Source organism: Streptomyces durmitorensis (assembly GCF_023498005.1).
Classification (GTDB): Bacteria; Actinomycetota; Actinomycetes; order Streptomycetales; family Streptomycetaceae; genus Streptomyces; species Streptomyces durmitorensis.
The window spans coordinates 8710313-8735547 of sequence record NZ_CP097289.1 but is presented as its reverse complement, the minus strand read 5'-3'; the positions used below and the strand labels follow the sequence as shown (position 1 = coordinate 8735547).

General features: G+C 71.7%; 10 protein-coding genes and 2 pseudogenes. 2 read left to right on the top strand and 10 right to left on the bottom strand.

Annotation, left to right across the window (positions count from 1 at the left end):
• Positions 1-6: 6 nt before the first annotated feature.
• From M4V62_RS43995 to M4V62_RS39010, 8 genes and pseudogenes are all read right to left on the bottom strand, one after another.
• Positions 7-7925: pseudogene (locus M4V62_RS43995) on the bottom strand (amino acid adenylation domain-containing protein).
• Positions 7926-8132: 207 nt separating this feature from the next.
• Positions 8133-11222 (bottom strand): annotated as a pseudogene (locus M4V62_RS43990) (amino acid adenylation domain-containing protein); the annotation flags it as partial.
• A gap of 62 nt (positions 11223-11284) precedes the next feature.
• Positions 11285-13231: an ABC transporter ATP-binding protein gene (locus M4V62_RS39035; protein ID WP_249591921.1), complete on the bottom strand. Its 1947-nt coding sequence runs from the start codon at positions 13229-13231 to the stop codon at positions 11285-11287.
• 388 nt (positions 13232-13619) lie between these two features.
• On the bottom strand, positions 13620-14567 hold the full coding sequence (locus tag M4V62_RS39030) for a ParB/RepB/Spo0J family partition protein (protein ID WP_249591920.1): 948 nt from the start codon (positions 14565-14567) through the stop codon (positions 13620-13622).
• Positions 14568-14989: 422 nt separating this feature from the next.
• Complete coding sequence (gene aroF / locus M4V62_RS39025) at positions 14990-16045, bottom strand: 3-deoxy-7-phosphoheptulonate synthase (RefSeq protein WP_249591919.1); 1056 nt, start codon at positions 16043-16045, stop codon at positions 14990-14992.
• Between the two features lie 105 nt (positions 16046-16150).
• Positions 16151-17440, bottom strand: coding sequence for a sensor histidine kinase (locus tag M4V62_RS39020; protein ID WP_249591918.1), 1290 nt, complete (start codon positions 17438-17440; stop codon positions 16151-16153).
• Position 17441: 1 nt separating this feature from the next.
• Positions 17442-18095 (bottom strand): response regulator transcription factor, encoded by a 654-nt coding sequence (locus M4V62_RS39015; RefSeq protein ID WP_249591917.1) that lies wholly within the window; start codon positions 18093-18095, stop codon positions 17442-17444.
• A gap of 355 nt (positions 18096-18450) precedes the next feature.
• Positions 18451-21363, bottom strand: a complete 2913-nt coding sequence (locus tag M4V62_RS39010) for a helix-turn-helix transcriptional regulator (RefSeq protein ID WP_283779134.1) — start codon at positions 21361-21363, stop codon at positions 18451-18453.
• A gap of 479 nt (positions 21364-21842) precedes the next feature.
• Here M4V62_RS39010 and M4V62_RS39005 point away from each other — a divergent pair, with 479 nt between their 5' ends.
• Complete coding sequence (locus tag M4V62_RS39005; protein ID WP_249591916.1) at positions 21843-22628, top strand: SAM-dependent methyltransferase; 786 nt, start codon at positions 21843-21845, stop codon at positions 22626-22628.
• A 3-nt stretch (positions 22629-22631) separates the two neighbouring features.
• On the opposite strand, the gene M4V62_RS39000 is transcribed toward M4V62_RS39005, so the two are convergent.
• Complete coding sequence (locus M4V62_RS39000; RefSeq protein WP_249591915.1) at positions 22632-23075, bottom strand: winged helix-turn-helix transcriptional regulator; 444 nt, start codon at positions 23073-23075, stop codon at positions 22632-22634.
• Between the two features lie 102 nt (positions 23076-23177).
• On the opposite strand from M4V62_RS39000, the gene M4V62_RS38995 reads away from it, so the two are divergent.
• Positions 23178-24062, top strand: coding sequence for an alpha/beta fold hydrolase (locus tag M4V62_RS38995; RefSeq protein ID WP_249591914.1), 885 nt, complete (start codon positions 23178-23180; stop codon positions 24060-24062).
• Here M4V62_RS38995 and M4V62_RS38990 read toward each other — a convergent pair.
• On the bottom strand, positions 24059-25234 hold the full coding sequence (locus M4V62_RS38990; protein WP_249591913.1) for an FAD-dependent oxidoreductase: 1176 nt from the start codon (positions 25232-25234) through the stop codon (positions 24059-24061). The genes M4V62_RS38995 and M4V62_RS38990 overlap by 4 nt on opposite strands.
• Position 25235: the final 1 nt, after the last annotated feature.

The window sequence follows — 25235 nt, the reverse complement described above, 5'->3', positions numbered from 1 at the left end:
CATGAGCTAGGGGATGTCGTCGGCGAAACCGGATTCGAGCTCGTCCACCTCGTCCTGCGCGAGGTCCAGGAGCGGGAAGTCGGAGGACGTGTGTCCGCCCGCGGCGGGATCGGCGGTGTGGGCCGCCAGACCGGCGAGCAGGTCGAGCCAGAGCAGGCCGAGGCGTTCGGTCGCCGCCTCGTCCAGGAGTGCGGCGGCCCAGCTCAGCGTGAGGGTCAGCCTGGGTCCCGCGGCCGTCTCGACGATGACCGCGCCCGCCTCGATCGTGTGCGTGGCGGGCATGGCCGGGTCGAGCGAGCCGCCGATCGTGGCGCTCGACGCGTCGGCGGTGAAGCGGCCCAGGTAGTTGAAGCCGATCTGCGGGCGCGGCAGGGCCGCCAGGGTCGGTGCGGTGGCGGGGTTGAGATGACGTAGGAGACCGAAGCCAAGGCCGTCGCCCGGTATCGCCCGCGCCTGCTCCTTGACCGTCTTCAGCAGTGCCCCGGCCGCCGGACCACCGGCCACCACCTCGCTCACGTCTACCGCCCCGAGGTCGAGGCGGACCGGATGGACGTCGGTGAACCAGCCCACCGTGCGCGACAGATCCACGCCTTCGGCCGGCACCCGGCCGTGTCCCTCCACGTCCAACAAGACGCCGGGGGCCGCCTCCTGCCGCCAGTGGGCGATCGCTCCCGCCAGGCCGGACAGGAGCACCTCGTGCACACCGCAGTGGAAGACGGTCGGCGTCCGGCTCGTCAGCGTCTCGGCCTGCTGGGTCGGCACGGTCCACGAACGGCGGCGCAGGGTGGCCGCGGTGTCGCGGCCTGGATCCAACTCCCGCTGCCCGAGCGGGGGTTCGACCTCACCCAGCAGATCGGTCCACTCGGCGAGTTCGGCGACCCGTGCCTCTCCGGTGGCCTGCTCGACCAGCAGCCGAGACCACTGCCTGAAGGACGTGCCCACCGGGTCGAGCCTCGGCTCACGCCCGGCCGCCACCGCCTCGCACGCCGCCTTCAGATCCGGTACCAGAATGCGCCACGAGACCCCGTCGACCGCCAAGTGATGCACCACGAAGGCCAGTCGCCCGACCCGCCCCGGCCCTGCGTCCACCCACGCCACCTGCAGCATCACACCGGCCGATGGATCGAGGCGCTCCGCCGCCTCCTGTGCCGCCTCGTCCGCGATGGCGTCGAGGGTGCCCGCCACCGCGTAGGTCGCGTTCACACGGGTGACCAGGGTCCCGGCATCCACCGAGCCCTGCTCGCGGACGAGCAGCCGAGGCCCCGTCTCCCCCACGGACACCATGGAGCGGAGTACGTCATGGGTGTCCACGACCGCGCTCAACGCGCCCACCAGGACATGCCGTTCAAGCCCGGATGGAGCACCGACGATCGTCCACTGGGCGAACTTCGGGCCCATGGCGCGCTCGCCCAACTCCCGCATCACGGGCGTCCAGGGCACATCACCCACACTCACGTCAGGCGGCACCGACGCCTCGTCCGGGACGCGGCCCACGGCCGCGAGCCCGGCGGGTGTCTCGTGCTCGAAGACGTCCTGCGCCTTGAAGAGCAGGTTCGCGCGGCGGGCGCGTGCGGCCAGCTGCATCGACATGATCGAGTCGCCGCCCAGCTCGAAGAAGCTGTCCTCGACGCCGACCCGCTCCAGGCCGAGCACCTCGGCGAAGAGGAGGCACAGTGTCTCCTCGGCCTCGGTCCGGGGTGCGCGCCCGCAGACGCGTTCGGCGAAGTCGGGCGCGGGCAGTGCCGCGCGGTCGACCTTGCCGTTGCGGGTCACCGGCAGGGCGTCGAGGGCGAGCACGACGCCGGGAACCATGTACTCGGGCAGCTCTCGGGCGACGTCGTCGCGTACGAGTAGAGGGTCGACCGCCAGACCGTCCGGGACGACGTAGCCGACGAGGCGGCGCTCGCCTGGACCGTCCTCACGGGCGACGACCACGGCCTGGGCCACGGCAGGGTGGGCGGCCAGAGCCGCCTCCACCTCACCCAACTCCACGCGGAAGCCACGCACTTTGACCTGACTGTCCGCGCGGCCGACGAAGAGCAGCTCTCCGTCCTCGGTCTCGCGCACCAGGTCGCCGGTGCGGTACATCCGCTCGCCGGGCGCGTACGGGCACGCCACGAACCGGTCCGCCGTCGGACCGGGGCTGTTCCAGTAGCCCCGCGCCAACCCCGCGCCCGCGACGTACAGTTCGCCGGTCACACCCGGCGGCAAGGGCTTGAGGAACGCGTCCAGGACGAAGGCTGTCCTGTGGGGAAGCGGACGCCCGATGGGCAGTACGGAGTCCACCTCGTCGCCCGGCTCCAGTACATGCCAGGTCGCGCAGAGCGTCGTCTCCGTCGGGCCGTACAGGTGGCGGACCGTGACCTCGGGGCACGCCTGCCGGACCCTCGCCACCGACGCGGCCGGGACCACGTCCCCTCCGGTCAGCACCTCACGCAGGCCCGCGAGGCATTCCGGGGACTCCTCCGCGAGCACCCGGAAGGAACCGGCGGTCAGATGCACCGCGCTCACGCCTGCCTTCACGTGCTCACGCACCTGTTGGGCATCGACAACACCGGGACCTGCCATCACCACGCGGCCACCGGCGGCCAGCGGCACCCACATCTCGTACAGCGACACGTCGAAGGCATGCGGGGCATGCATCAGGACCGCGTCCGCCCGCTCGACACCCCAGTCCCGCTCCCCCACCAGCGCCGCCACACTTCCGTGCGGCACCGCCACCCCCTTGGGCACACCCGTCGAACCCGACGTGTACATCACGTACGCCACGTCATGCGCCGCCACCGGCGTATCGAGCTCCCTGAACTCCCGGCCCGCAGCGGTCGCCTGCGCCTCCTGGACCTGCGGGTCATCCGCCCGGAGCAGCCGCCCGGCGAAGCCCTCCGGCACCACAGGACGACTCTGCGACGTGCACACCACCGCCGTCGGGGCCGCGTCCCTCAGCACGAAGGCCACTCGTTCCACCGGCGAGCTCACGTCCACCGGCACATAGGCGGCGCCTGCCCGCCACACTCCCAGCAGCACGGCCACCAGGCCCGGCGTCCGCTCCATCAGCACAGCGACACGGTCACCCCGCCGCACGCCGTGTGAGGCCAGGTGCGCCGCCCAGCGCCCTGCCTTGTCCCACAACTCCCGGTAGGACTCTGCTCGTTCACCTTGGACGGCCACCGCATCCGGTGACGCCGCCACCCGCTTCGCGATCAGCTCCGGCACCGGCTCACGGGCCGGAGCAGCCACCGCGACGGGCGTGAGCAGCTCGCGGGCCACGCCGACGCGTCCCACCGCCACCGAAGGATCGGCCACCATCCGTTCCAGGACCCGGGTCAGCAGCCCGGCCAGCGCCTCGCCCACCGCTTCGTCGACCAGGTCGGGCCGGTACGTCACATCCACCCGGAGCCGCTCGCCGGGGGCGATGCCGATCGACAGCGGATAGTGCGTCGCCTGGCGGGACTCCACCGTGGTGAGGGAGAGCGCGTCGGGTGCGGTCGCCCTTCCGGGCGGCCGGGGGTAGTTCTCGTACACCAGGAGCGTGTCGAAACCGGCGCCGGGGCCCGCGAGTTGCTGGATCTCCGAGAGCCCCAGGTGCTGGTGGGCGAGGAGCGCCGACTGGCGGTCCTGCAGTTCGCGGAGCATGTCGAGCAGCGGCTGCGAACCGTCGAGCCGTACCCGTACCGGGAGCGTGTTGATGAAGAGGCCGATCATGGAATCGGCGCCCGGCAGTTCCGGAGGGCGTCCCGCCACCGTCGCGCCGAACACCACGTCCGTACGTCCGGCGAGGCGGGCCAGGAGCAGCGCCCACGCGCCCTGGACGACGGTGTTCACCGTCAGGCCGTTGGCGCGGGCCAGGGCGGCGAGCGCCTCGGTCGTCTCCTGGGTGAGGTGGCAGGAGCGTTTCTTCGGGGGTGTGTCGCCGTGTGCCGGGTTCGCGGGGCCTGCCACGGCCTGCGTCGGTTCTTCCGCTCCTGCCAGCTCCGCCTTCCAGGCGGCTCGGGCGGCCTCCTTGTCCTGGCGGGAGAGCCAGGCCAGGTAGTCGCGGTAGGACGTCGCGGGTGTGAGGGCCGAGGCGTCGCCGCCCGCCGCGTAGATCTCGGCCAGCTCGTCGAGCAGGAGCGGGGCCGACCAGCCGTCCATGAGGATGTGGTGGCTCGTCATCACCAGGCGGTGACGGCGTTCGCCGGTGCGGATCAGGAGCAGGCGCATCAGGGGCGCCGCCGCCGGATCGATCCTGTCCGCGCGTTCGCGTGCGGCAAGGCGCTCCGTCTCGGCCGCCGCTTCGGCCTCGGTGAGGTCCGAGACGTCGGCCTCGCTCCACGGCAGGACGACCTCGCGGGTGATGAGCTGCACGGCCTCGCCGGTCCTGCGCCGCTGGAAGCTCGCACGCAGCGCCGCGTGCCGGGTCAGGAGCGCTTCCCAGGAGGTGCGGAAGCGGGCCGCGTCCAGGGGTCCTTCGACCGCCAGAATGTTCTGCACGGTGTAGACGTCGGGTCCCTGACCGTTGAAGTCCGCGTGGAACAGGAGCCCTTCTTGCAGGGGCGAGAGCGGCCAGACCTCCGCGAGCGCGGAACCCTTGGCGTGCGGAGCCGGCCGGTGAGCGGCGGATGCGTGCCCCGTGGCGGGAGTGGGAGTCTTCACAGCGAACGCCCTCCTTCGAGCTCTGCTGCCATCGCTTCGAACTGCTCGACCTCGTCCTGGGCGAGCTCGACGAGAGGGAAGTCGGACGGGGTGTGGCCGCCCGCCGTCGGGTCGGTGGTGTGGGCTGCCAGGCCCGCGAGCAGGTCGAGCCAGTGGCGGCCGACGCGTTCCGCCACGGACTCGTCGAGGACCGCGCCGTGCCAGCTCAGCGAGAGGGTCAGCTCGGGCCCTTCGGCGGCGTCGCGGATGGTCGCACCGGCCTCAAGGGTGTGCGTCGCGGGCATGGCCGCCGCGGTGGAGCTTCCTATCGCCTCTTCGCCTGCCATCTGCCAGGGCCGGACATCGGCGCTTCCGCCGACCGCGGGGAAGCGGCCCATGTAGTTGAAGCCGACCTGCGGGCCGGGCAGCGCGGCGAGCACCGGGCCCGTCTCGGGGTTCAGGTGGCGAAGCAGGCCGTGTCCGAGTCCGTCGCCCGGCACCGCCCGTGCCTGTTCCTTGACCGCCTTCAGGAGCGAGCCGACGTCCGGTCCACCGGCTGCCGCCCTCGTCGTGTCGATGCCGGACAGGTCAAGGCGGATGGGGTGCACGCTGGTGAACCACCCGACGGTGCGCAGCAGATCGGCGTCCTGGACCGGCTTGCGTCCATGTCCCTCGACGTCGATCAGGACCGTTCCGTGAGTGCCGCGCCGCCCTTGGACGACGGCTCCGGCCAGCGTGGCGAGGAGCACCTCGTGCACTCCGCAGTGGAAGAGGGCCGGTGTGGATCCCGCGAGCGTGGCCGCCTGCTGGGGCGGGACGGTCCAGGACCGGTGGTGCATCCCTGCCGCTGTGTCCCGTGCCGGGTCGAGGGCCCGGTGACCGAGGGGTGGTTCCGCCGTCGCCCTGTCGCCGAGCAGCGTGGTCCAGGCGTCGAGTTCCGCGACGCGGTCGCTGCCGGTTGCCTCCTCGACGAGGAGCCTGGACCAGCGCCTGAAGGACGTGCCGACAGGGTCGAGCCCCGGCTCCCGCCCGGCGGCCGCCGCCTCGCACGCGGCGCGCAGGTCCGGGGCCAGGATCCGCCACGAGACCCCGTCCACCGCCAAGTGGTGCACCACCAAGGCCAGTCGCCCGACCCGCCCCGGCCCCGCGTCCAGCCACACCGCCTGGACCATCGCACCGGCGAAGGGATCCAGGCGCAGGACCGCATCGCGCGCGGCACGGCCCGCCAGCTCGTCCAGGCCCTCCGTCGGGACCTCCGCCGTGTCGAGCCGGGTGATCAGGCGGGCGGCATCGACGGATCCGCGCTCGCCGACCACCAGGCGGGGCCCGGTATCGCCGTCGGCCACCGCGTCAGTGGCCACCGCGTCAGTGGCCACCGCGTGGGCGCGCAGCATGTCGTGCGTGTCGAGTACGGCGCCCAGGCCCGCCGCCAGGACTTCGCCGCCGAGACCCGCGGGGGTGCCCATCACCACCCACTGGGTGAATCCGCCGCCGAGTGCCCGCTCGCCCAGGGCCCGCATCACGGGTGTCCAGGCGACCTCGCCCTCGCCCACGTCCGGTCCCGCCACGCGTCCGGCACCGAGCCTGACCACGCGCGCGAGGCCTTCCGGCGACCCGTGCTCGAACACGTCCTGGGCGCTGAAGAGGGCACCCTCCCGGCGGGCGCGGCTCACCAGCTGCATCGAGCTGATCGAATCCCCGCCGAGCCGGAAGAAGTTGTCGTCGGCGCCGACCCGCTCAAGGCCGAGGACCTCGGCGAACAGGGCGCAGAGGATCTTCTCCGCCTCGCCCTCCGGCGCCCGGCCCGACACATGGTCGGCGAAGTCGGGCGCGGGGAGCGCGGGGACGTCGACCTTGCCGTTCGGGGTGACGGGCAGTGCGTCGAGGGCGAGGACGGCCGCGGGCACCATGTACTCCGGCAGCGCCTCGGCGGCGTACTCGCGCACTGATTGCATGTCCAGGGGTCGTGGGGCCATCCGGTGCTCGGCTCGGGCCCCGGCCCCGGCCCCGGCCTGGGCCTGGGCTTCGGCTCGGGCGTCGGTGCCCACCACATAGCCGACCAGGCGGCGTTCCCCCTGCCGGTCCTGCCTGAGGATCACCACGGCCCGGTCGACGGCGGGATGCCCCGTGAGGGCCGCCTCGATCTCGCCGAGCTCCACCCGGAATCCGCGCACCTTCACCTGCGCGTCGGCACGACCCGCGTAGACGAGGTCGCCGGTGCCGGTGCGGCGCACCAGGTCCCCGGTCCTGTACATCCGCTCGCCGTGCGCGAACGGGCTCGCCACGAAGCGCCGCGCCGTCAGCCTCGTCCGCCGCAGGTAGCCGCGTGCCAGGCCCGCGCCCGCCACGTACAGCTCGCCCACCGTGTCCGCGGGCACCGGCCGCAGGAACGCGTCAAGGACGTGGGCGGAGGTGTTGGCGACCGGGCGGCCGATCGACGGCTCGTCGTGGGCGTCGAGAGGGCGGCTCACCGTCGAGGCGACCGTCGCCTCGGTGACCCCGTACTCGCTGTAGATCTCGCGGTTCACCGACCACTGACGGCGCAGCTCGTCGGAGACGGGCTCGCCGCCGATGACCAGGACACGCAACGCGGGCAGTTCCTCCGGCGGAAGCTGCGCCAGGAGGGTCGGTGTCATCGCGACGTGCGTCACCCGCTGCGTGCGCATCAGGTGGACCAGCTCCTCGCCGGTCGCGTGCCGACGCGCGGGCGGTGCGAGGACCAGCCGGCCACCCGCGCAGAGCACCGGCCAGATGTCCGACATGGAGACGTCGAAGCTCGGCGAGACGAGTTGGAGCACCGCGCTGTCCGCGTCGATCCGGTAGCGCGCGATGCGGTCGGCGACGAGGTTGCGCAGGCCCCGGTGGGGGACGACCGCACCCTTGGGGGTGCCGGTCGACCCGGATGTGTAGATCACGTACGCCGCGTTGGAGGCGGTGAGCGGTGTGCGCCGCTCCGCGTCCTTCATCAGGCCGTCCGCGAATCCGGCCTGTTCGGCCACTCCGCCGGTAGTCAACTGGTCGTCCAGGAGCATCAGTTGGCCGGTGAATTCCTGCGGTACCGCGTCGCGAGTCTGCTCCGCGCACACCAGGACCGGCGGGGCCACGTCGTCGAGGAGCAGGCGCAGCCGCGCCGGGGGAAGCCCCGGGTCCACGGGGACATAGACACCTCCGGCCGCCGCCACCGCGAGGAGGGCCGTCACCAGTTCCGCCGAGCGGTCCGCCATGACGGCCACCCGTGTCTCCGGACCCACTCCCCTGTCCGTCAGGCAGCGCGCCAGCCGTCCGGCGCGGGCGGCCAGTTCGCCGTACGTCAGCGAACGCCGGCCGTCGACCACCGCCACCGCGGCGGGCGTGGCCGCGGCCTGCTCGGCGAAGAGGTCCGGTGCCGTCACGTCGGGCACGGCTGCCCGCGCCGACGCGTTTCGCTCCCCCCGCTGCCGTTCCTGCTCCCGCGCCACGAGCGCGCGTTCGGTCTCGGTGAGGATGTCGAGCCGTCCCACCGGCGACGACGGATCCGCCACCATCTGCTCGATCACGCGGACCAGCGAGGAGATCACGGCCTGGGCCCGGTCGCGTCCCACCACGTCCGGGCGGTGCACGACGAGCCCCCGCAGCCGGGTGTCAGGGACCACGATCAGCGCCAGCGGGTAGTGGCCCCTGTCCTCCGGCTCCCCTACGGGACGGATGGCCAGCTCTGCTGCGGCACCGGTCCCGTCGGGCGTCCGGGGAAGGTTCTCGAACACCACGAGCGTGTCGAACACCGCGCCGGGCCCGGCGATTCGGTGGATCTCGCGGAGTCCCAGGTGCTGCCGGGACATCAGCCCGACCTGGCGCTCCCGCAGGTCGGCGAGCAGCCCGGCGACCGACTGGTCCGCCGCCAGGCTCACCCGTACGGGCAAGGTGTTGAGGAACAGGCCGACCGCCGACTCGACCCCCGGCAGCTCCGCGGGACGGCCTGCCACCGGAGTGCCGAACACCACGTCCGTGCGCCCCACCAGCCGGGCGAGCACCTGGGCCCACGCGCCCTGCACGACCGTGTTGACGGTCACCCCTTGGGAGCGGGCCAACTCGGCCACACCGCGGGTGAGTTCCTCGGTCAGCTCGAACGGCACCGGTTCCGGCACGACCTGCGGCCCGACCGGCTCGTCGGGCACCAGCAGCGTCGGCTCGTCCGCCCCGGCGAACTCGGCGCGCCAGGCGTCGCGCGCCGCTTCCTTGTCCTGCCTGTCGATCCAGGCCAGGTATGTCCCGTAGGACGTCGTCGTGGGCAGTGTCCGGCCGTCGCCGCCCGCCGCGTACAGCTCGGAGAGCTCCGCGAAGACGACGTCGGTGGACCAGCCGTCCACCAGGGAGTGGTGGACGGTGACGATCTGGCGATGCCGGCCGGCGCCGAGGCGTATCAGGAGCAGCCTCAGCAACGGTGCCGCGCGGAGGTCGAGCTTCTCGGCACGTTCGGCCGCGGCGAGGCGTGCCACCTCGGCGGGCACGTCACCTTCCGGCAGCTCCGAGAGATCGGCCTCGCGCCAGGGCAACTCGGCGTCGGTCGTGATGACTTGCACCGTCTGCCCGGAGTCGCGCTGGTGGAAGCTCGCGCGCAGCACGGCGTGCCGGGCGAGCAGCGTGTGCCACGACGTCCGCAGCCGGGCGACGTCAAGGGGGCCGTCCAGTGCCAGCGTCCGCTGGCTCGCGTACACGTCCGGCCCTTCGTCGTCGAAGGTGGCGTGGAAGAGCATCCCTTCCTGGAGCGGCGACAGCGGCCATACGTCCACCAGGCCGGGCACCGCGGCCCGCAGCCGGTCGGTCTCGTCCTCGCGGAGGTCGTCCATGAGCGAAGCGGCGGAGCGGTCGCGTCCGGTCGTCTCCTGCCGCTCCCCGGGCCCGCCCGGCACTCCGGACCGCTCCCCGGCCCCCTGCCCTGATCGGGCGACCGCGGCAAGGGCCGCCGGTGTCGCGTGCTCGAAAACGTCCTCCGCCCTGAAGAACAGGTGCGCGCGCCGGGCGCGGGCGGCCAGTTGCATCGACATGATCGAGTCGCCGCCGAGCTCGAAGAAGCTGTCCTCGACGCCGACGCGTTCCAGGCCGAGCAGCTCCGCCATCAGGGCGCACAGGACCGCCTCGTCCTCGGTGCGCGGCGCGTGGCCCGTGACCTTCGCGGCGAAGTCGGGGGCGGGCAGGGCGTCGCGGTCGACCTTGCCGTTGCGGGTCACGGGGAGGGACGCGAGGGCCAGTACCGCGGTGGGGACCATGTACTCGGGCAGTGTCCTTGCGACGGCATCGCGGACGAGCCGGGGGTCAAGGCCTTCCGGCTCCTGCGGGACGACGTAGCCGGCCAGGCGGCGCTCCCCGTGCCGGTCCTCGCGGGCGACGACCACGGCCTGGGCCACGGCGGGGTGGGCCGCCAGAGCCGCCTCCACCTCACCCAACTCCACGCGGAAGCCACGCACTTTGACCTGGCTGTCCGCGCGGCCGACGAAGAGCAGCTCTCCGTCCTCGGTCTCGCGCACCAGGTCGCCGGTGCGGTACATCCGCTCGCCGGACGCGTACGGGCACGCCACGAACCGGTCCGCAGTCGGACCGGGGCTGTTCCAGTAGCCGCGCGCCAGGCTCGGCCCCGCCACGTACAGCTCCCCCACCGTGCCGGCGGGCAGCGGCCGCAGCGCCGCGTCCAGGACGAAGGTCCGCCGGCGGGGCAGCGCGCGCCCGATCGGGAGCACGGAGTCCGTCTTGTCGCCCGGCCGCAGCACGTGCCAGGTCGCGCACAGGGTCACCTCGGTCGGGCCGTACAGGTGCCGGACGGCCACGTCCGGGCAGGCCTCGCGCACGCGGGCCACGGAGCCGGGCGGGACCACGTCACCGCCGGTGAGCACCTCGCGCACCCCCGTGAAGCAGTCCGGGGACTCCTCGGCCATGACGCGGAACGAACCCGCGGTCACGTGCACGGCGCTCACGCCGTTCTTGACGTGCCGGCGCACCTTCTGGCCGTCCACCGCGCCCGGTTCGGCGATCACCACACGGCCACCGGCGGCGAGCGGCACCCACATCTCGAACAGCGTGACGTCGAAGGCGTGCGGGGCGTGCATCAGGGCCGCGTCGTCCGGGCCGATCGCCCAGCCTTCCTCGCCGACCAGGGCCGCGACGCTTCCGTGCGGCACCGCGACGCCCTTGGGCACCCCGGTCGAACCCGACGTGTACATCACGTACGCCACGTCCCGCCCGTCCACCGGCGCGCGGACGTCGCCGCCGTCGCGGGCGGCCACCGCCGCCCGTACCCGCGGGTCGTCCACCACCTGCACGGCGGCGCTCTCGGGCACCACACCCCTGCGGTCAGACGTGCACAGCACCACCGCGGGAGCCGAGTCCTCGACGACGAAGGCGATGCGCTCGGGCGGTGAACCCGCGTCGACGGGCACGTAGGCCGCGCCCGCCCGCCACACGCCCAGGAGCACCGTCACCAGCTCCGGCGACCGCTCCATCACCACCGCGACGCGGTCGCCCCGGCCCACTCCGAGCCCAGCCAGATGCGCCGCCCACTGACCCGACCGCGCCCACAACTCTCCGTACGACAGCGTCTGTTCGCCCTCGACCGCGACCGCGCCGGGCGACGACTCCACCCGTGCGGCGATCAGCTCCGCCACCACCGACGACTCCACCACTTCCCCCTTCAGGCAGGCGCTCAGCGCTCGTCCGGGTCGGCACCGAGGCGCAGGATGTGCTCGCCGCCGACCGCCGGCGGCGGACCGCTGCCGCCGAGCACGGGGCCGCTCCCGCCCAGGGCGGGTCCGCTCCCGATGACAGGGCCCTGCAGCACGGGCTCCTTGCGGGCGGCCGGGCCCGCTCCGTTGGTGCTGGGGCGGTTGAACTGCGTGTGGTAGAGCTCGGAGTAAAGGCCTCCTGCCGCGAGGAGTTCCTCGTGTGTCCCGCTCTCACGGACGACGCCCTCGTCGATGACGAGGATCTGGTCCGCCTCGCGGATGGTGGACAGGCGGTGGGCGATGACCAGCGAGGTCCTGTCCCGCAACGCGGTGGTCAGCGCCAGCTGGATGGCCGCCTCGGACTCGGAGTCCAGGTGCGCGGTGGCCTCGTCGAGCACCACGATGGAGGGCGCCTTCAGGAGGAGCCTGGCGAGGGCGAGGCGTTGCTTCTCACCGCCGGAGAGCCGGAAGCCGCGGTCGCCGACCACGGTGTCGAGGCCGCTCGGCAGGGATCGGATCAAGTCGCCGATCTGGGCCGCGTCGCAGGCTCGGAGCAGATCGCGCTGGGTGGCGTCGGGGCGTGCGTAGGACAGGTTCACGCGGATCGTGTCGTGGTAGAAGTGCGCGTCCTGGCTGACCACTCCGACGACGTCGCGCAGTGAGTCGAGGCTGACGTCGCGCAGGTCGTGGCCGTCGATGCGGACGCTTCCCGAGGTCGGGTCGTAGAGGCGGGACACCAGATGGGTTGCGGTGGTCTTGCCGCCGCCGGACGGGCCGACGAGGGCGGTGAGCTTGCCGGACGGCACCCGGAAGGTCATCCCGTGGAGCACCTCGGCCGTCTCCTTGGCCCGTTCGGCCGCGGACAGGGCGTTGGACTCGAGCGAGGCCAGGGACACGTCACTGGCTCGCGGGTACCGGAAGGACACCTGGTCGAACTCGATCTCCGGTGCGGGGCCGCTGCCCGGAGCGGCGAGGGCGACCGGGTCCGGCTTCTCCTCGATGAGGGGCTTGAGGTCGAGCACCTCGAAGATCCGGTCGAAGCTGACCATCGCGGTCAGCGCGTTGGACTGCAGGCTGGACAGTTGCGTGATGGGCCCGTATAGCCGGCCGAGCAGCGCGGCGAGGGCCACGAGCGTGCCGATGCGGAACACGTCATTGAGCACAAGGCCGCCGCCGACGCCGTACACGAGGGCGGTCGCCAGGGACGCGAGCAGGGCCATGAAGACGAAGGAAAGCCTGCTGTACACCGTCCAGATGATGCCGACCTGGCGCACCTCGCCCGCTCGTGCCTCGAACGCGGCCGCCTCCTCGCGGGGGCGCCCGAAGAGCTTGGCGAGCATCGCCCCGCCCACGTTGAAGCGCTCGTTGATGATGCCGCCGAGTTCGCCGTTGGCCTGCATCTGCGCCCTGGAGTAGTGCTGCAGGCGCCGCCCCACGTAGATGCCGGGGACGATGAACAGGGGCAGCATGGCGATGGCGATCAGGCTGATGAGCCAGGACAGATAGAACATCTCGGCCAGGACGAGCGTCACGGTCAGCACGCTGGTCGCGGAGACCAGCATCGTGGTGAGGGCCTGCTGGGCCAGCATGACGTCGCCGTTGAGGCGGCTCGCGAGCAGCCCCGTCTGGGTCCGGGTGAAGAACGCCATCGGCTGGCGCTGTACGTGCTTGAAGGCCTCGACCCGCAGATCGTGGCTGACGCCCTGCCCGATGCGCCCGGAGAAGTAGCTCTGCACGAGCTGCGCCACCGCGTCGACGACGGCGAGTCCCGCCACGACGAGGGCGACGGTCGTGATGACCCCGGCGTCGTCCTTGAGTATTCCTTCATCGATGATCACTTTGAGGAGCAGAGGCGTCGACACGATGATGAGGGAATCCACCACGGTGGTGAGCAGCAGAAAGGCGAACGCGGGTTTGTGCGACTTCATGTAGGACATCGCCCGGCGCACTGATCCCGGCCGGAGCGATTGCTTCTGGGCCCCGGATTGCGGCCCTCCGACGGTAGGTCCACCAGGTCCTTGGGTGATCAACACGCGACGGAATCCTCCTGCCTCGGCATTACGGAATGGTGCTCGCTGACATGACACGCAATGTGCTCACCGGCAGGACGATACCTTTCTGCATTCCCGTCCGTATTTCCGTCGTCCAGACCTCAATTGGGCATGGAAATACCGGCGTTAGAGCAGAGAGACTCTCTCTGCGGGACGCACTGCGGAGCTCGCGGAACTGGCCGTGGCCAGGGCCGTGGAAAAAATGCGGGGCCGGCGAGATCGGCGTCCAAGTGGGCAGTCTGCCCACTTGGACGCCCGGGGCGTCCTAGGCCGTCTCGGCGACCTTGCGCTGGACGCGCACCGCGACCTCCGCCCACATCTCCGCGCACTCGTTGGCCAGGTAGGCCACGATCCGGCCGCAGTGCGGCGGGGCCTTGTCGATGATCTCGTCCCACTCCTCCGCGCTGATCGTGTGGATGTTGAGCAGTCGCAGCAGGGTGCGGCCGGTCTCGCTGAAGCGCAGCGCCGGGTCCGCGTTGAGGCGTTTGAGGACCGCGGTGCGGTCCTGGCCCGCGTCACGGTCGGGCACGACGGTGGGCCCGGTGCCGCCGCTCGGGGCGCTCGCGACGCCTTCGCCGCCGCCCCGTTTCCCGCGCTGGGGCAGCGGGTCCTCGCCGCGCATCATCCGGTTGCGTACGTCACGGACCGTCTCCGGGGAGATGGACGCGACGCGCGCGATCTGACGCAGGGACAACTGGGGGTTCTCGGCGATGAGTTCGCTCGCCACCCTGCGTCCCTCGGTGCCGTTGAGCGGGCGCACCCGGCCGTCGTGGCCGACCCTGCCCGCCGTGCCGGCCTGCTCGGCCGGGGCCCGTCTGCGGATCTCCGCGACGGTTCCCGGGGCGATGCCGCTGACGGAGGCGATCATCCGGTCCGACCACTGCGGGTGGGAGGCGATGATGCGCCCCGCGGCACGCTTCCTGTCCGCCGTGGTCAGCGGCAGACCGTGCGTGACGTTGGACTCGACGGCCAGGACGAAGGCGTCGGCCGTGTCCCCGTCGAAGAACTTCACCGCGATCTTGCGTTGCCCCCGCAGCTCGGCGGCCCGCAAGCGGTGCAGTCCGTCGATGACGCGCATGGTCGATCGGTGCACGGTGATGGGCGGCAACGGGCTCTGCACCACTGCCAGCGCCTCGACGTGTTCCTGGTCTATTCCGGAGATTCGCGGTGAGTCGGCCGTCGACAGCGAAGTGATCTCGACTTCGACGACCATAAGTTGGTCGATCTGCGCATGCCCAGGTATTGCCAACTCAAGTCCCCCTAGTGATCTGATGTCGCCCGTGCGCGCATGACCGCCCGCCGGTCAGAATCGGCGCAGCATCCGGGAGAGATCGACCATGAAGTGAGAAGTGGTGCGCGTTCAGAAGACCGGTTCGCCCGGTGTCCGGGCGAAGAACGAGGTGCGCGGAAATACATCACCGCCACCGCGGTGATGAGCCCGAGCCGCACAACTCTCGTCGATTCGCAGAACTACACCCGCACTCGGCGCCACTTCCCCTCCGTCGGGATTCCGCCCCGGTCCTGAATGGGGGCGGAAGCCCGCTGGCCGAACCACGCTCACCCTAACAACGCGCTTTCCGGCCTGGTACCCCTCACTAGCAGAATTGATCTAGGGCTGGAAACCCCTATTCACCCCTATCGGGTGCCCGGACCGACCCCGGCTCGCGCCCTCGGCCGCGTGAGCGTGCGGCCCATCAGCGGCGAAAGGACCGCGACGATGTGCGCGAGGTCGTCGATCTCCGGCCGGGTCACGGCCTGATCGCCGTCGCACAGCGCCGTCCTGGGGTCGGGATGTACGTCGATCATGACGCCGTCCGCGCCGACGGCGAGGGCGGCGCGGGTGAGGGGAACGACGAGGTCGCGGCGGCCGCCCGAGTGCGAGGGGTCGACGATCACCGGCAGGTGGGACAGGCGCTGCACCACCGGCACGGCGCTGATGTCCAGGGTGTTGCGGGTGGCGGTCTCGAACGTACGGATGCCGCGTTCGCAGAGCACGATGTCGAGGTTGCCCCGCTGCGCGATGTACTCCGCCGCCATCAGCCACTCCTCGATGGTGGCGCCGAAGCCGCGCTTGAGCAGCACAGGCCTGCCGGCCGTACCGACGGCCTGGAGGAGCGCGAAGTTGTGCATGTTGCGGGTGCCGATCTGCAGCATGTCCGCGTACGGGGCGACCAGTTCGACGCTGGCGGGGTCGATGACCTCGGTGACCACCGGAAGGCCCGTCTCGTCCCTGACGTCGGCGAGGATCCGCAGCCCCCGCTCGCCGAGCCCTTGGTAGGCGTATGGCGACGTGCGCGGTTTGAAGGCCCCGCCGCGCAGCAGCGAGGCACCCGCCGCCTTGGCCATGTGCGCGGCGGCCAGGGTCTGTTCGGGGCTCTCCACCGCGCACGGTCCCGCGATCACGGTCAGGGTGTCGGGGCCGATGGGCACGCCCCCGACCCTGATCACGGACCGGTCGGGGTGGTGCTCCCTGCTGACCAGCTTGTACGGCGCCGAGATCCGCACGACGTCCAGGACGCCGCGGCGGTTGGACAGATTGAGGGCGTCGAACGCGTCCACGTCTCCCACCAGGCCGACGATGGTGCGGGTCACGCCGCGGCTGACGAACGCGTCACCGCCCGCCGCCCGCACCAGCTCCACGACCGCGTCCACGTCCTGCTGTGTGGCCTCGGGGGCCATCACGACCACCATGGGTTCCTCCCGTTGCTCGAGACGGCTTCGCCGTGTCCGGCGGCACATGCGGACGGGGGGATCCATCAGGCGCCGCGACAACCGTAGGAGTTCACGGCCCGCGCCTCAACGGATGGCCGTGCCATCGTCCAACTGCTCAATCCGCGTGGCCCGTTGGAGCGGATCCGTCCGCGGCGGGAAGGAGACCTCCACCACGAGTCCGCCGCCGGGCCGGGCGTGTGCGCCGATCACGGCGTCGTGGGCGACGGCGATGGCGCGGACGATCGAGAGGCCGAGCCCGTGGTGGCCGTCGCCCGCGGTGCGTCCGAGCCGCTGGAAGGGTTCGAAGAGCCGCTCCACCTGCTCCGGCGGCACCTCGGGTCCGGTGTTGGCCACGGCGACGACGGCCCGCCCCGCGTGCGTACGGGTGGTGATCTCCACGTGCCCGCCGGGGGTGTTGTAGCCCATCGCGTTGTCGACGAGGTTGGCCACCAGGCGTTGGACCAGCGCCGAGTCGCCCGACGCCGCCGCGGGCCCGATGGCGGTCTCGATGCGCAGCCCCCGCCGCCGCGTCTCCGGACGCGAGGCCTCCACCACCTCCTCGGTGATCTCCGCGAGGTCGAGCGGTTCGCGGTGGTCGAGGCCGCGCTCGCTGCTGGACAGGGTGAGCAGCGACTCCAGGAGGCGCGCCTGCTGCTTGCTGATATCGAGCAGCCGCTCGAAGTTCGACCGGAACGACTCGCGGGTGGCGTCGCGGTCGATGAGGGACTCCTCGAGGAGCGCGTGCTCCAGGGTGAGCGGCGTACGCAGCTCGTGCGCGGCGTTGGCGACGAAGCGTTTGTGGGAGTCGAGGGCCGTCTCCAGACGGCCGAGGAGTCCGTCGACCGTGTCGGCGAGGTCCTTCAGCTCGTCGGCCGGGCCGACGACGGCGAGCCGCTCGTGCATGTTGCGGGCCGAGATGCGCTGGATGGTGCCCGTCATCGTGCGCAGCGGACGCAGGACGCGCCCGGCGACCACCCAGCCGAGCACGATCGCGATCACGGCCATGATCGCCAGCGCGATGCCCGACTGCACAAGGAGGTGGTCCATCTCGATCTCGTGCTGACGCAGCGCCTGGTCGCGCAGCTGCTGGGTGATGTCGTTGAGCTGCACGGAGGAGTTGGACTCGGGATAGCCGAGGTAGAGGCGGCCGTCGGCGCCCGGCGCGAGCACGGGCTCGCCGCCCCGGTTCTTGACGAGGACGAGGTTCGCCGGAGTGCGGGCGACGAGCAGGTTGGTGATGGCGAGCAGCACCACGCCCGAGGCTACGAACAGCACTCCGTACAGGAGCGTCAGGCGTACGCGCACACGCCGTGGCAGCAGCCTGCGGACGATCCACGGTGACAGGGCGAAGGACGTGGGCAGACGCATGGGCATCTCAAATCCGGTAGCCGCCACGGGGAACGGTCTCGATCACGGGCGGCTCGCCGAGCTTCGGGCGCAGACGGTTGATGGTCGCCTTGACGGTCGTGGTGAACGGGTCGGCGGCCTCGTCCCACACCCGCTCCAGGAGTTCCTCCGCCGACACCACCCGGCCCTGGGCGGCGAGCAGGTACTCGAGCACCGCGAATTCCTTGGGCGTCAGGGCCAGGCGCACCCCGGCACGGGATGCGATGCGCTGCGCCGGGTCGAGCCGCAGGTCGCCCTGGACGAGGACCGGCGGCAGCGCGGGCTGCGAGCGCCGGGCCAGCGCACGGATGCGGGCGACGAGTTCGGCGTACGCGAAGGGCTTGGGGAGGTAGTCGTCCGCGCCGAGGCTGAACCCCTCCACCCGGTGGGCGATCGTGCCGGACGCGGTGAGCATGAGGACCCGGGCGTGCATCGGCTGGGTGGCCAGCGCGCTGCAGACCTGGTCCCCGTGGACTCCGGGGAGGTCCCGGTCGAGCACGACCACGTCGTAGTCGACGACCGTCGTGCGTTCCAGCGCGTCCGAGCCGTCGTAGACCACGTCGACCGCCATCCCCTCGCGGCGGAGCACGCGCGCCACCGAATGCGCGAGCTCGGCGTGGTCCTCGACCACCAGTACCCTCATCGCCCACCCCTCGATCGGCACGTCTGATGCGGAGGGGATGAGTGGCGGGAAACGCCGCCGCGGCAGAGGCTGATCATGCGGCACCACATTGCCCGATCCCACGTCACACACCGGTCACAGCTCCGGTGACGGCCCCCCGTCGACGCGCTCTCGTGTTCGACCTGCTGCTCCCGGAAGCGTACCGCCGCGGTGGTGGATCCTCCGGTCACAGATTCGCGGACCGCAGTGTGACCGGCCGCCGCGTAGAAACGGAGACGGACACGGAAACCCATGAGGAACGCCCGAACGTGGTCCGCGAGAGGAGATGCAGGCCGTGGTCACCAATCCGCGTGGCGACCTGCACCTCCCGCAGCCCCTACACCACGCGAAGACGGTCGCGCGCCCCGCCGTCCTTCCTCCCCTCGTGGCGCCCTTCCCGGTGCCCCTCCCTCCTGCCGGAGCCCGCGACGGGTACGGGAACGGGGCTGAGTTTCGCCGCCAGGTCCGCCCGGCGCTGGACGGCGAGCTTGCGGTACGCGCGCGTCAGGTGCTGCTCGACGGTGCTGATCGTGATGAACAGCTTGTCGGCGATCTGCCGGTTGGTGTGGCCGCGGGCCGCGAGCGTCGCCACGCGCAGCTCCGCGTCGCTGAGCTCGTCGGCCCCGCGCCGGGAGCCGGGCGGCCACGGCTGCTCGGCGGGAAGGGAGTTGCCGGTGTCGGCCACCGGGGACACCCTGGGGACGCGGACCCCGCACTCCCGCCCCAGCTGCTGCGCCTTGCGGGCGAGGGCGCGGGCCCGGCCGCCGTTGCCGAGCTCGCGATGGGCGCGGGCCAGCTCGTCCGTCGCGCGGGCCAGCTCCACGCGGTGGCCGCGCTCCCGCAGGGTGTCGATGGCTTCGCCCAGGAGGGAGAGCCTGCGCCCGGGGTGGAGCGCACTGGCGAGGACCCGCAGCGAGACGCCGCGCGTCCAGGCGGCCCCCGCGTTCGGGCCGCCGGTCAGGGCCAGTTGCTCCTGTGCGAGCGTCCGGGCCCGGTCGTCGTCACCGAGCAGCAGATGGGCCTCGGCCGCGTCGGTCCGCCACGGGACGAGCGCGGGCACATCGAACTCCCAGCGCGTCATGAGGTCGCCGCACGCGTGGAAGTCGTCGAGCGCCGCATAAGGGCGTCCGGCGGCGAGGTAGTAGTGACCGCGCGCCCGCAGGTAGAGCAGTCCGTCGGGGGTGTGGAACGCCGACTCCGGTACGGGGACGGCGAGTTGGGCGGCTGCCTCGTCGAGCCGACCCATGGCGGTATGGGCGTACACGGAGGTGGCGACCGGCGAGGCGATGGCCACGCCCCACCCCTCGGGCGGGACCAGCGTGACCGCAAGGCGCGCCGACTGCTCGGCGGCGGCGAGTGCGCCGAGCCTGAGTTCGATGCGCGACCTGACCGCGGCGAGGAGAGCCTGCCACATGGGTGCGCCGCGCTCGGCGGCTTCCTTGGACAGCGTCTCGCACCAGAGGGCCGCGGTGTCCAGACGGTCGGCCAGGACAAGGGAGTTGAGGGCGACGACGAGCGCGGTGAGCGTGCTGTCGTCGAGGCGGGTGCTCTGCAGTATCTGCTCGGCCCTGACCACCACGTCGTCGCCCGCCCCGTCGAGGACCGCCTTCATCAGGGTCGCCGCGCGCTGATGGGGACTGCGCGCCGGCGTCCGCCCGCTCCGCTCGTCGTCGCCGTGCCGGGCACGGGCACGGGCGGAGCCGGGGAGGCCCGGATATTCGTACGCCATCCAGGACCGTACGCAGTCGAGCCGGCGCGAGGCCTGTGCCGCAGGCTGCCCGGGGGCCTCGCGTCCTGCGCCGCCGCCCCGCTCGGCGGCGTCGAGGATCTCCAGGACCGAGTCCGCCTGGCCGAACCAGAGCAGATGGCCGACGAGTTCGACCGTGTGCCGGGCCCCGAGGCCGCCGTCCAGCGCGTCGGCGGTGAGCTCGGGCAGGTGCCGGGCCGCGGTGGCCGGGTTGAGCCGCCATCCGGCCCGGGTCAGTTCGGCCCTGATCGCCACGGACTGCCGGGCGTCGGTGCAGGTGTCGCGGGCGGCGCGCAGACAGGTGAGGGCCAGTTCGACCTCGTCGTCGGCCAGCGCGCGCTCGGCCGCCTCGAGGAGCGTGCTGAGCGCCCACGGGGCATCGATGGGCTCGGCCGCGATCAGATGCTGCACCACCACGGTCGCCGCCTCGCCGTGCTCGTGCAGCACTTGGGCGACGCGGGCCTCGATGCGGGCGCGGTGTGCGGGCTCCAAGCTCCGCAGGACCGCGGTCCGTCCCGCTTCGTGGCGGAACCAGCCGGAGTCGAGCAGCCCCGCGTCGTTCAGGGCGCGCAGGCTGCGGTGGACCGACTCCCGGCTGGTTCCCAGGACTTCCACCAGCTCGGCGAGCGGCACGTCGGGGCCGACCACCGCCAGCGCCCACGCGGTGTTCCGCGTCGACATGTCACTGCGGAACAGGCCCGTGGTCACGGCCTGTGCGAAGGCCTCGCCCGGCACGAGAGCGGCGGAGCCGCACCCGCCGCCGTCCGCCGTACGGCGGTCCTCGATCAACGCCCTTGTCAGGAGCGGGTTTCCGCCGCCCGTCCGATGGAGATCCGAGACGAGCTGGCGCGTCCCCCACCCCTCGTCCCCGAATCCGGAGATCATTTCGGCCACTCCGTGCCGCTCGAGCGGTCCGAGCCTGATATTGCGGCAGCCCGGCAGACGCAGCAAGTCAACGTGTAATCGCGTATTTCCGGCCAGAAATCCGCTGTTCTCGCCCAGGACCACCAGAATACGGCTGGTGTCGAGTCGGCGGGCCAGGTACAGGATGCATTCCAGGGAGTGGCCGTCGGCATGATGCACGTCGTCGATGCTGAGCACCACCGGCCTTTCCCTGGCCTGTTCCAGGACAATCCCGCAGAGCCCCGGAATCTCATTCATCACGACGGCGGGCAGCACCCCCTCGGCCCGCCGAATCTGCGCGGCCACCGCCATCAGGTCCACAAGGCGGGCCGCCCGCTTGGCGTCGGCCCCCGGCAGATCCGCGCCGAGCAGCAACTGCCCCATCACGCCAAGGGGCAGGTCGCTCTCCGCCTCTGACGCTGTGGCCTGCAAGAACAACGCACCCGCGGCGCTTGCGCGTTCACCGAACGCGCGCAACAGAGCGGTTTTCCCACTGGCCACCGCGCCGCTTACCAATAACACTCCGCCATGCCCCGCCATACAGGCGTTGAGCATGCCATCCATGATCGAGAATTCTTCCCCACGGTCCACCAAGTTCATGAGCCGACTTCTCCCCCGTGCCTGACGGCTGATCCTAGAGCGGCCGGACGGTCAGCCGGATCTCACCTTTCGACTTGCCCGGCCACTTGCTCGAAGACTCTGCCATATCTGAAAATCAACCACCAGCGTCATTTGACTCAATGATGTCGAATAACCGTCGTGAACGCGCCACTTGGCCGAAGAACGGACTTCCCTGTTCCATATCGCCGGGAAACTCCTGCGGTATTGCCGGGAGTACGGAAACCAATGGAATTTTGGAAGGTTCTCCCGGACCCGTACACAGAGACGGCAGATACGGCAGAGAACACCCGTGGCGGCTGAGCCGGCAGGACGAATGGCGCGAACGGCACGGCCCGGCCGCACGGGGTGTGACTTGTTCTTCGCCCATGCGTACGCAGCCCCAACACCCCATGCTCAAGACGATGTTGCTGTGGCAGACTGCGGCGATCCAGCCTCTCGCAGCAGCAACGGAGTACGTCATGACCGCAGGTGTGCCAAGGCCGACGATCGACACCAGCAACCCGCACCCCGCGCGCGTCTACGACTGGCTGCTCGGCGGCAAGGACAACTACCCCGTGGACGAGGCGGTGGGCGAGAAGCTGCCGCCCGAGGCGAAGGACGCCGCACGGCAGAACCGCGCGTTCATGAACCGTGCGGTCGCCTGGCTGGCCTCCCAAGGCGTGGACCAGTTCCTCGACATAGGCACCGGGATCCCCACCGCGCCCAACCTGCACCAGATCGTCCAGGAGGTCGTGCCGTCGGCGCGGGTCGTCTACACCGACAACGACCCCATCGTGCTGCGCCATGCCGAGGCGTTGCTGGTCAGCAGCTCCGAGGGGCTCACCGACTACATCCAGGCGGATGTCCGCGAGCCGCTGGAGATCCTCGAACACGCACGTGGCCTCCTCGACTTCGAGCGCCCGATCGCCCTCTCCCTGATCGCGCTCATGCACTTCCTGCCCGACGACCAGGACCCGTACGGCATCGTGAGCACGCTGATCGGCGCTCTGCCCTCAGGCAGCCACCTGGTCCTTTCGCACGCCTCGTCCGACATCTACCCGGAGCTGGCCGAGCGGGTCACCGCGGAGTACGCGAAGGGCGGCATCCGGCTCGGCTTCCGCACCCGTACCGAGGTCGCTCGCTTCTTCGACGGGCTCGACCTCGTCGAGCCGGGCCTGGTGACGGCCCCTGGGTGGTTCAAGGCGACCGCGCGGCCGGACGCGGAGGGCAGCGGGATCTACGCGGCGGTGGCGCGCATTCCCTGAGCCTCAGCCGCCGTCGAAACCGTCGCCTGCCGCGGCGCTGCGCTCGTTGGCCCGGTCGATCTCCGCCATGTGCTCCTCGGCCCACGCCCTGACCGCGGCGAGCGGCCCCTCCAGGGAGAGCCCGAGCGCGGTCAGCCGGTAGTGCACGCGCGGCGGCACCACCGGCTCCACCCGGCGGGCGACCAGGCCGTCGCGCGTCATGGCCCGCAGGGTCGTGGACAGCATCTTCTGCGAGACGCCCGGCATACGACGCCGCAGCTCGGCGAAGCGGACCTCGTGCGGCTCGGCCTCCGCGAGGACCTTGACGGCCATCGAGGTCCACTTCGTACCGATGCGGTCGAGGAGCCGGCGGGTCGGGCAGTCGGGATCGAAGAGATCCCCGCGCGCAGTCGCCTGGGGACTCCCCTTGGGACCGGCCTTGGGCCTCGCCTTGGGAGGGGTGGTCACCTCGGGCTCACCACCTGTCGGGAAAGTGCGTTCTTGGCAGGCCAGGGAGGGTTACCTAGCCTCATGTGGTCACCAATGGTAACCACCTCGGAGCCACTCATCATGCGCCTCCCCTCAGCCGAACCCACCTCCCCGGGCATCTCCCTGCGGCGGATCACCACCAACGGCATCACGGCCAACGTGGCGATCGCGGGCACCGGCCCCGCCGTCCTGCTGCTCCACGGCTTCCCCCACACCTGGCAGCTCTGGAGCGAGGTCATGCCCCGGCTCGCCCGGCGGCACCGCGTCATCGCCCCGGACCTGCGCGGACTCGGCGCCAGCACCCGGGCGGCCGACGGCTATGACGCCGACAGCCTCGCCACCGACGCCGAAGGGCTCCTCGACGCGCTCGGGGAGCGGAGCGCGTCGGTCGTCGGCATCGACGCGGGCACGCCTCCCGCGTTCCTCCTCGCGCTGCGGCGCCCCGATCTCGTACGCAGGCTCGTCGTCATGGAATCACTCCTGGGGCCCCTGCCGGGCGCTGAGGACTTCCTCGCCGGGGGCCCGCCCTGGTGGTTCGGCTTCCACTCGGTTCCCGGGCTCGCCGAGAGCGTCCTCGCGGGGCACGAGGCCGAGTACGTCGACTGGTTCCTGACCACCGGCACGCACGGCCGCGGCGTCCCTGACCGTGTCCGGGACGCCTTCCGCAGCGCCTACACCGGCAGTGACGCGCTGCGCTGCGCCTTCTCCCACTACCGGGCCATGCCCACCAGCGGACGGCAGATCCAGGCCGCCGCCGCGCGCGCCAGGCTCACCATGCCGACGATGACGATCGGCTCCCACCCCGTCGGAACGGCCCTCGAACGGCAGGTCCGCCCCCTCGCCGACGACCTGACGGGCCGTCTCGTCCCGGACTGCGGCCACATCATCCCGCTGGACCGCCCCCGGGCCCTGCTCGACCTCCTCGGCCCGTTCCTCGCCGCCGGTCTCCCTGGCCTGGACGGCTAGTCGCCGCGGGTGAACATGTCGAGCAGGCCCTGCGGCGCGTCCTTGCTGAAGCAGAGGACGAGGCTGTCCGCGGACGCGGCTGCGGCGCTCTCGCTGCGCGGGAACAGCGCCTCTTCGTAGGCGGCGAGGGCCGCTTCGGTGGCACCCGGATGCGCGGCGAGCGCACCGGCGAGTTCGGCTCCGTCGAACATGGCGAGGTTGGCACCCTCCCCCGCGAAAGGGGACATGACGTGGGCCGCGTCACCGAGCAGCGTGACACCCGGGACTCGTTCCCAGCGGTGGCCGACCGGCAGGGCGTGGATCCGGCGCGGGATCAACGCGCCGTCGGCGTCGGCGACCAGCGCCTGAAGGCTCTTGTCCCAGTCGGCGAAGTGCTCAAGGACGGCCGCCTTGGCGAGGTCCGTGGCGTCGGCGGTGAAGTCGATGGAGGAGATCCAGTCCTCGGGTGTCTTGAGCGCGGTGTAGACGTGCAGGCTGCCGTCGGGCTCGCGGTGGGCGAGGAAGCCCTTGTCCTCACCGAGCGCGAAGAGCATGCCGCCGCCCACGACGGCGGCGCTCTCGGGGTGTCGGACATCGGCGTCGAGGAGGTCCGCCTCGACGAAGGAGAGGCCGGAGTAGGCGGGAGTGGCGTCCGAGACCAGGGGCCTGATCCGGGACCAGGCTCCGTCGGCGCCGACCAGGAGGTCGGTGGTGAACGTGGAGCCGTCGGCGAGGGCCACCTCGTGACGACCGCCACCGAGCGGACGCGCCCCGGTGACCTTCGCGCCCCAGTGAACGGCGCCGTCCGGCAGCGAACCCAGCAGGAGGTCGCGCAGTTGGCCGCGCTCGACCTCGGGACGCCCGCCGTCGCCCTCGTCCTCTTCCGCCATGCGGACGACGGCGTCCTTGTCCAGGACGCGCGTGGCCTCGCCGCCGGGGTGGACGAGCGCGCGGAACTCCTCGTACAGATCGGCGGCGCGCAGGGCGGCCTGACCGGACTCCTCATGGATGTCGAGCATGCCGCCCTGGCCGCGGGCGGCCGCCGAGGCCTCCAGGTCGTACAGGACGGCCTCGATGCCGTTGACGTGCAGGACACGGGCGAGGGTGAGGCCTCCGAGGCCCGCGCCGACGATGGCGATGGGGTGGTGCGCGGTGTGCGCGGTGTGTGTGGTGTGCGCGGTGTGCGTGGTCATG

Excerpts from the sequence above, each read along its gene's own strand:
- M4V62_RS39015 (WP_249591917.1), bottom strand. The coding sequence starts at position 18,095 with ATGAGGGTACTGGTGGTCGAGGACCACGCCGAGCTCGCGCATTCGGTG.
- M4V62_RS39035 (WP_249591921.1), bottom strand. The coding sequence starts at position 13,231 with ATGAAGTCGCACAAACCCGCGTTCGCCTTTCTGCTGCTCACCACCGTG.
- M4V62_RS38990 (WP_249591913.1), bottom strand. The coding sequence starts at position 25,234 with ATGACCACGCACACCGCGCACACCACACACACCGCGCACACCGCGCAC.
- M4V62_RS39010 (WP_283779134.1), bottom strand. The coding sequence starts at position 21,363 with ATGAACTTGGTGGACCGTGGGGAAGAATTCTCGATCATGGATGGCATG.
- M4V62_RS39030 (WP_249591920.1), bottom strand. The coding sequence starts at position 14,567 with ATGGTCGTCGAAGTCGAGATCACTTCGCTGTCGACGGCCGACTCACCG.
- aroF (WP_249591919.1), bottom strand. The coding sequence starts at position 16,045 with ATGGTGGTCGTGATGGCCCCCGAGGCCACACAGCAGGACGTGGACGCG.
- M4V62_RS39005 (WP_249591916.1), top strand. The coding sequence starts at position 21,843 with ATGACCGCAGGTGTGCCAAGGCCGACGATCGACACCAGCAACCCGCAC.
- M4V62_RS39020 (WP_249591918.1), bottom strand. The coding sequence starts at position 17,440 with ATGCCCATGCGTCTGCCCACGTCCTTCGCCCTGTCACCGTGGATCGTC.
- M4V62_RS38995 (WP_249591914.1), top strand. The coding sequence starts at position 23,178 with ATGCGCCTCCCCTCAGCCGAACCCACCTCCCCGGGCATCTCCCTGCGG.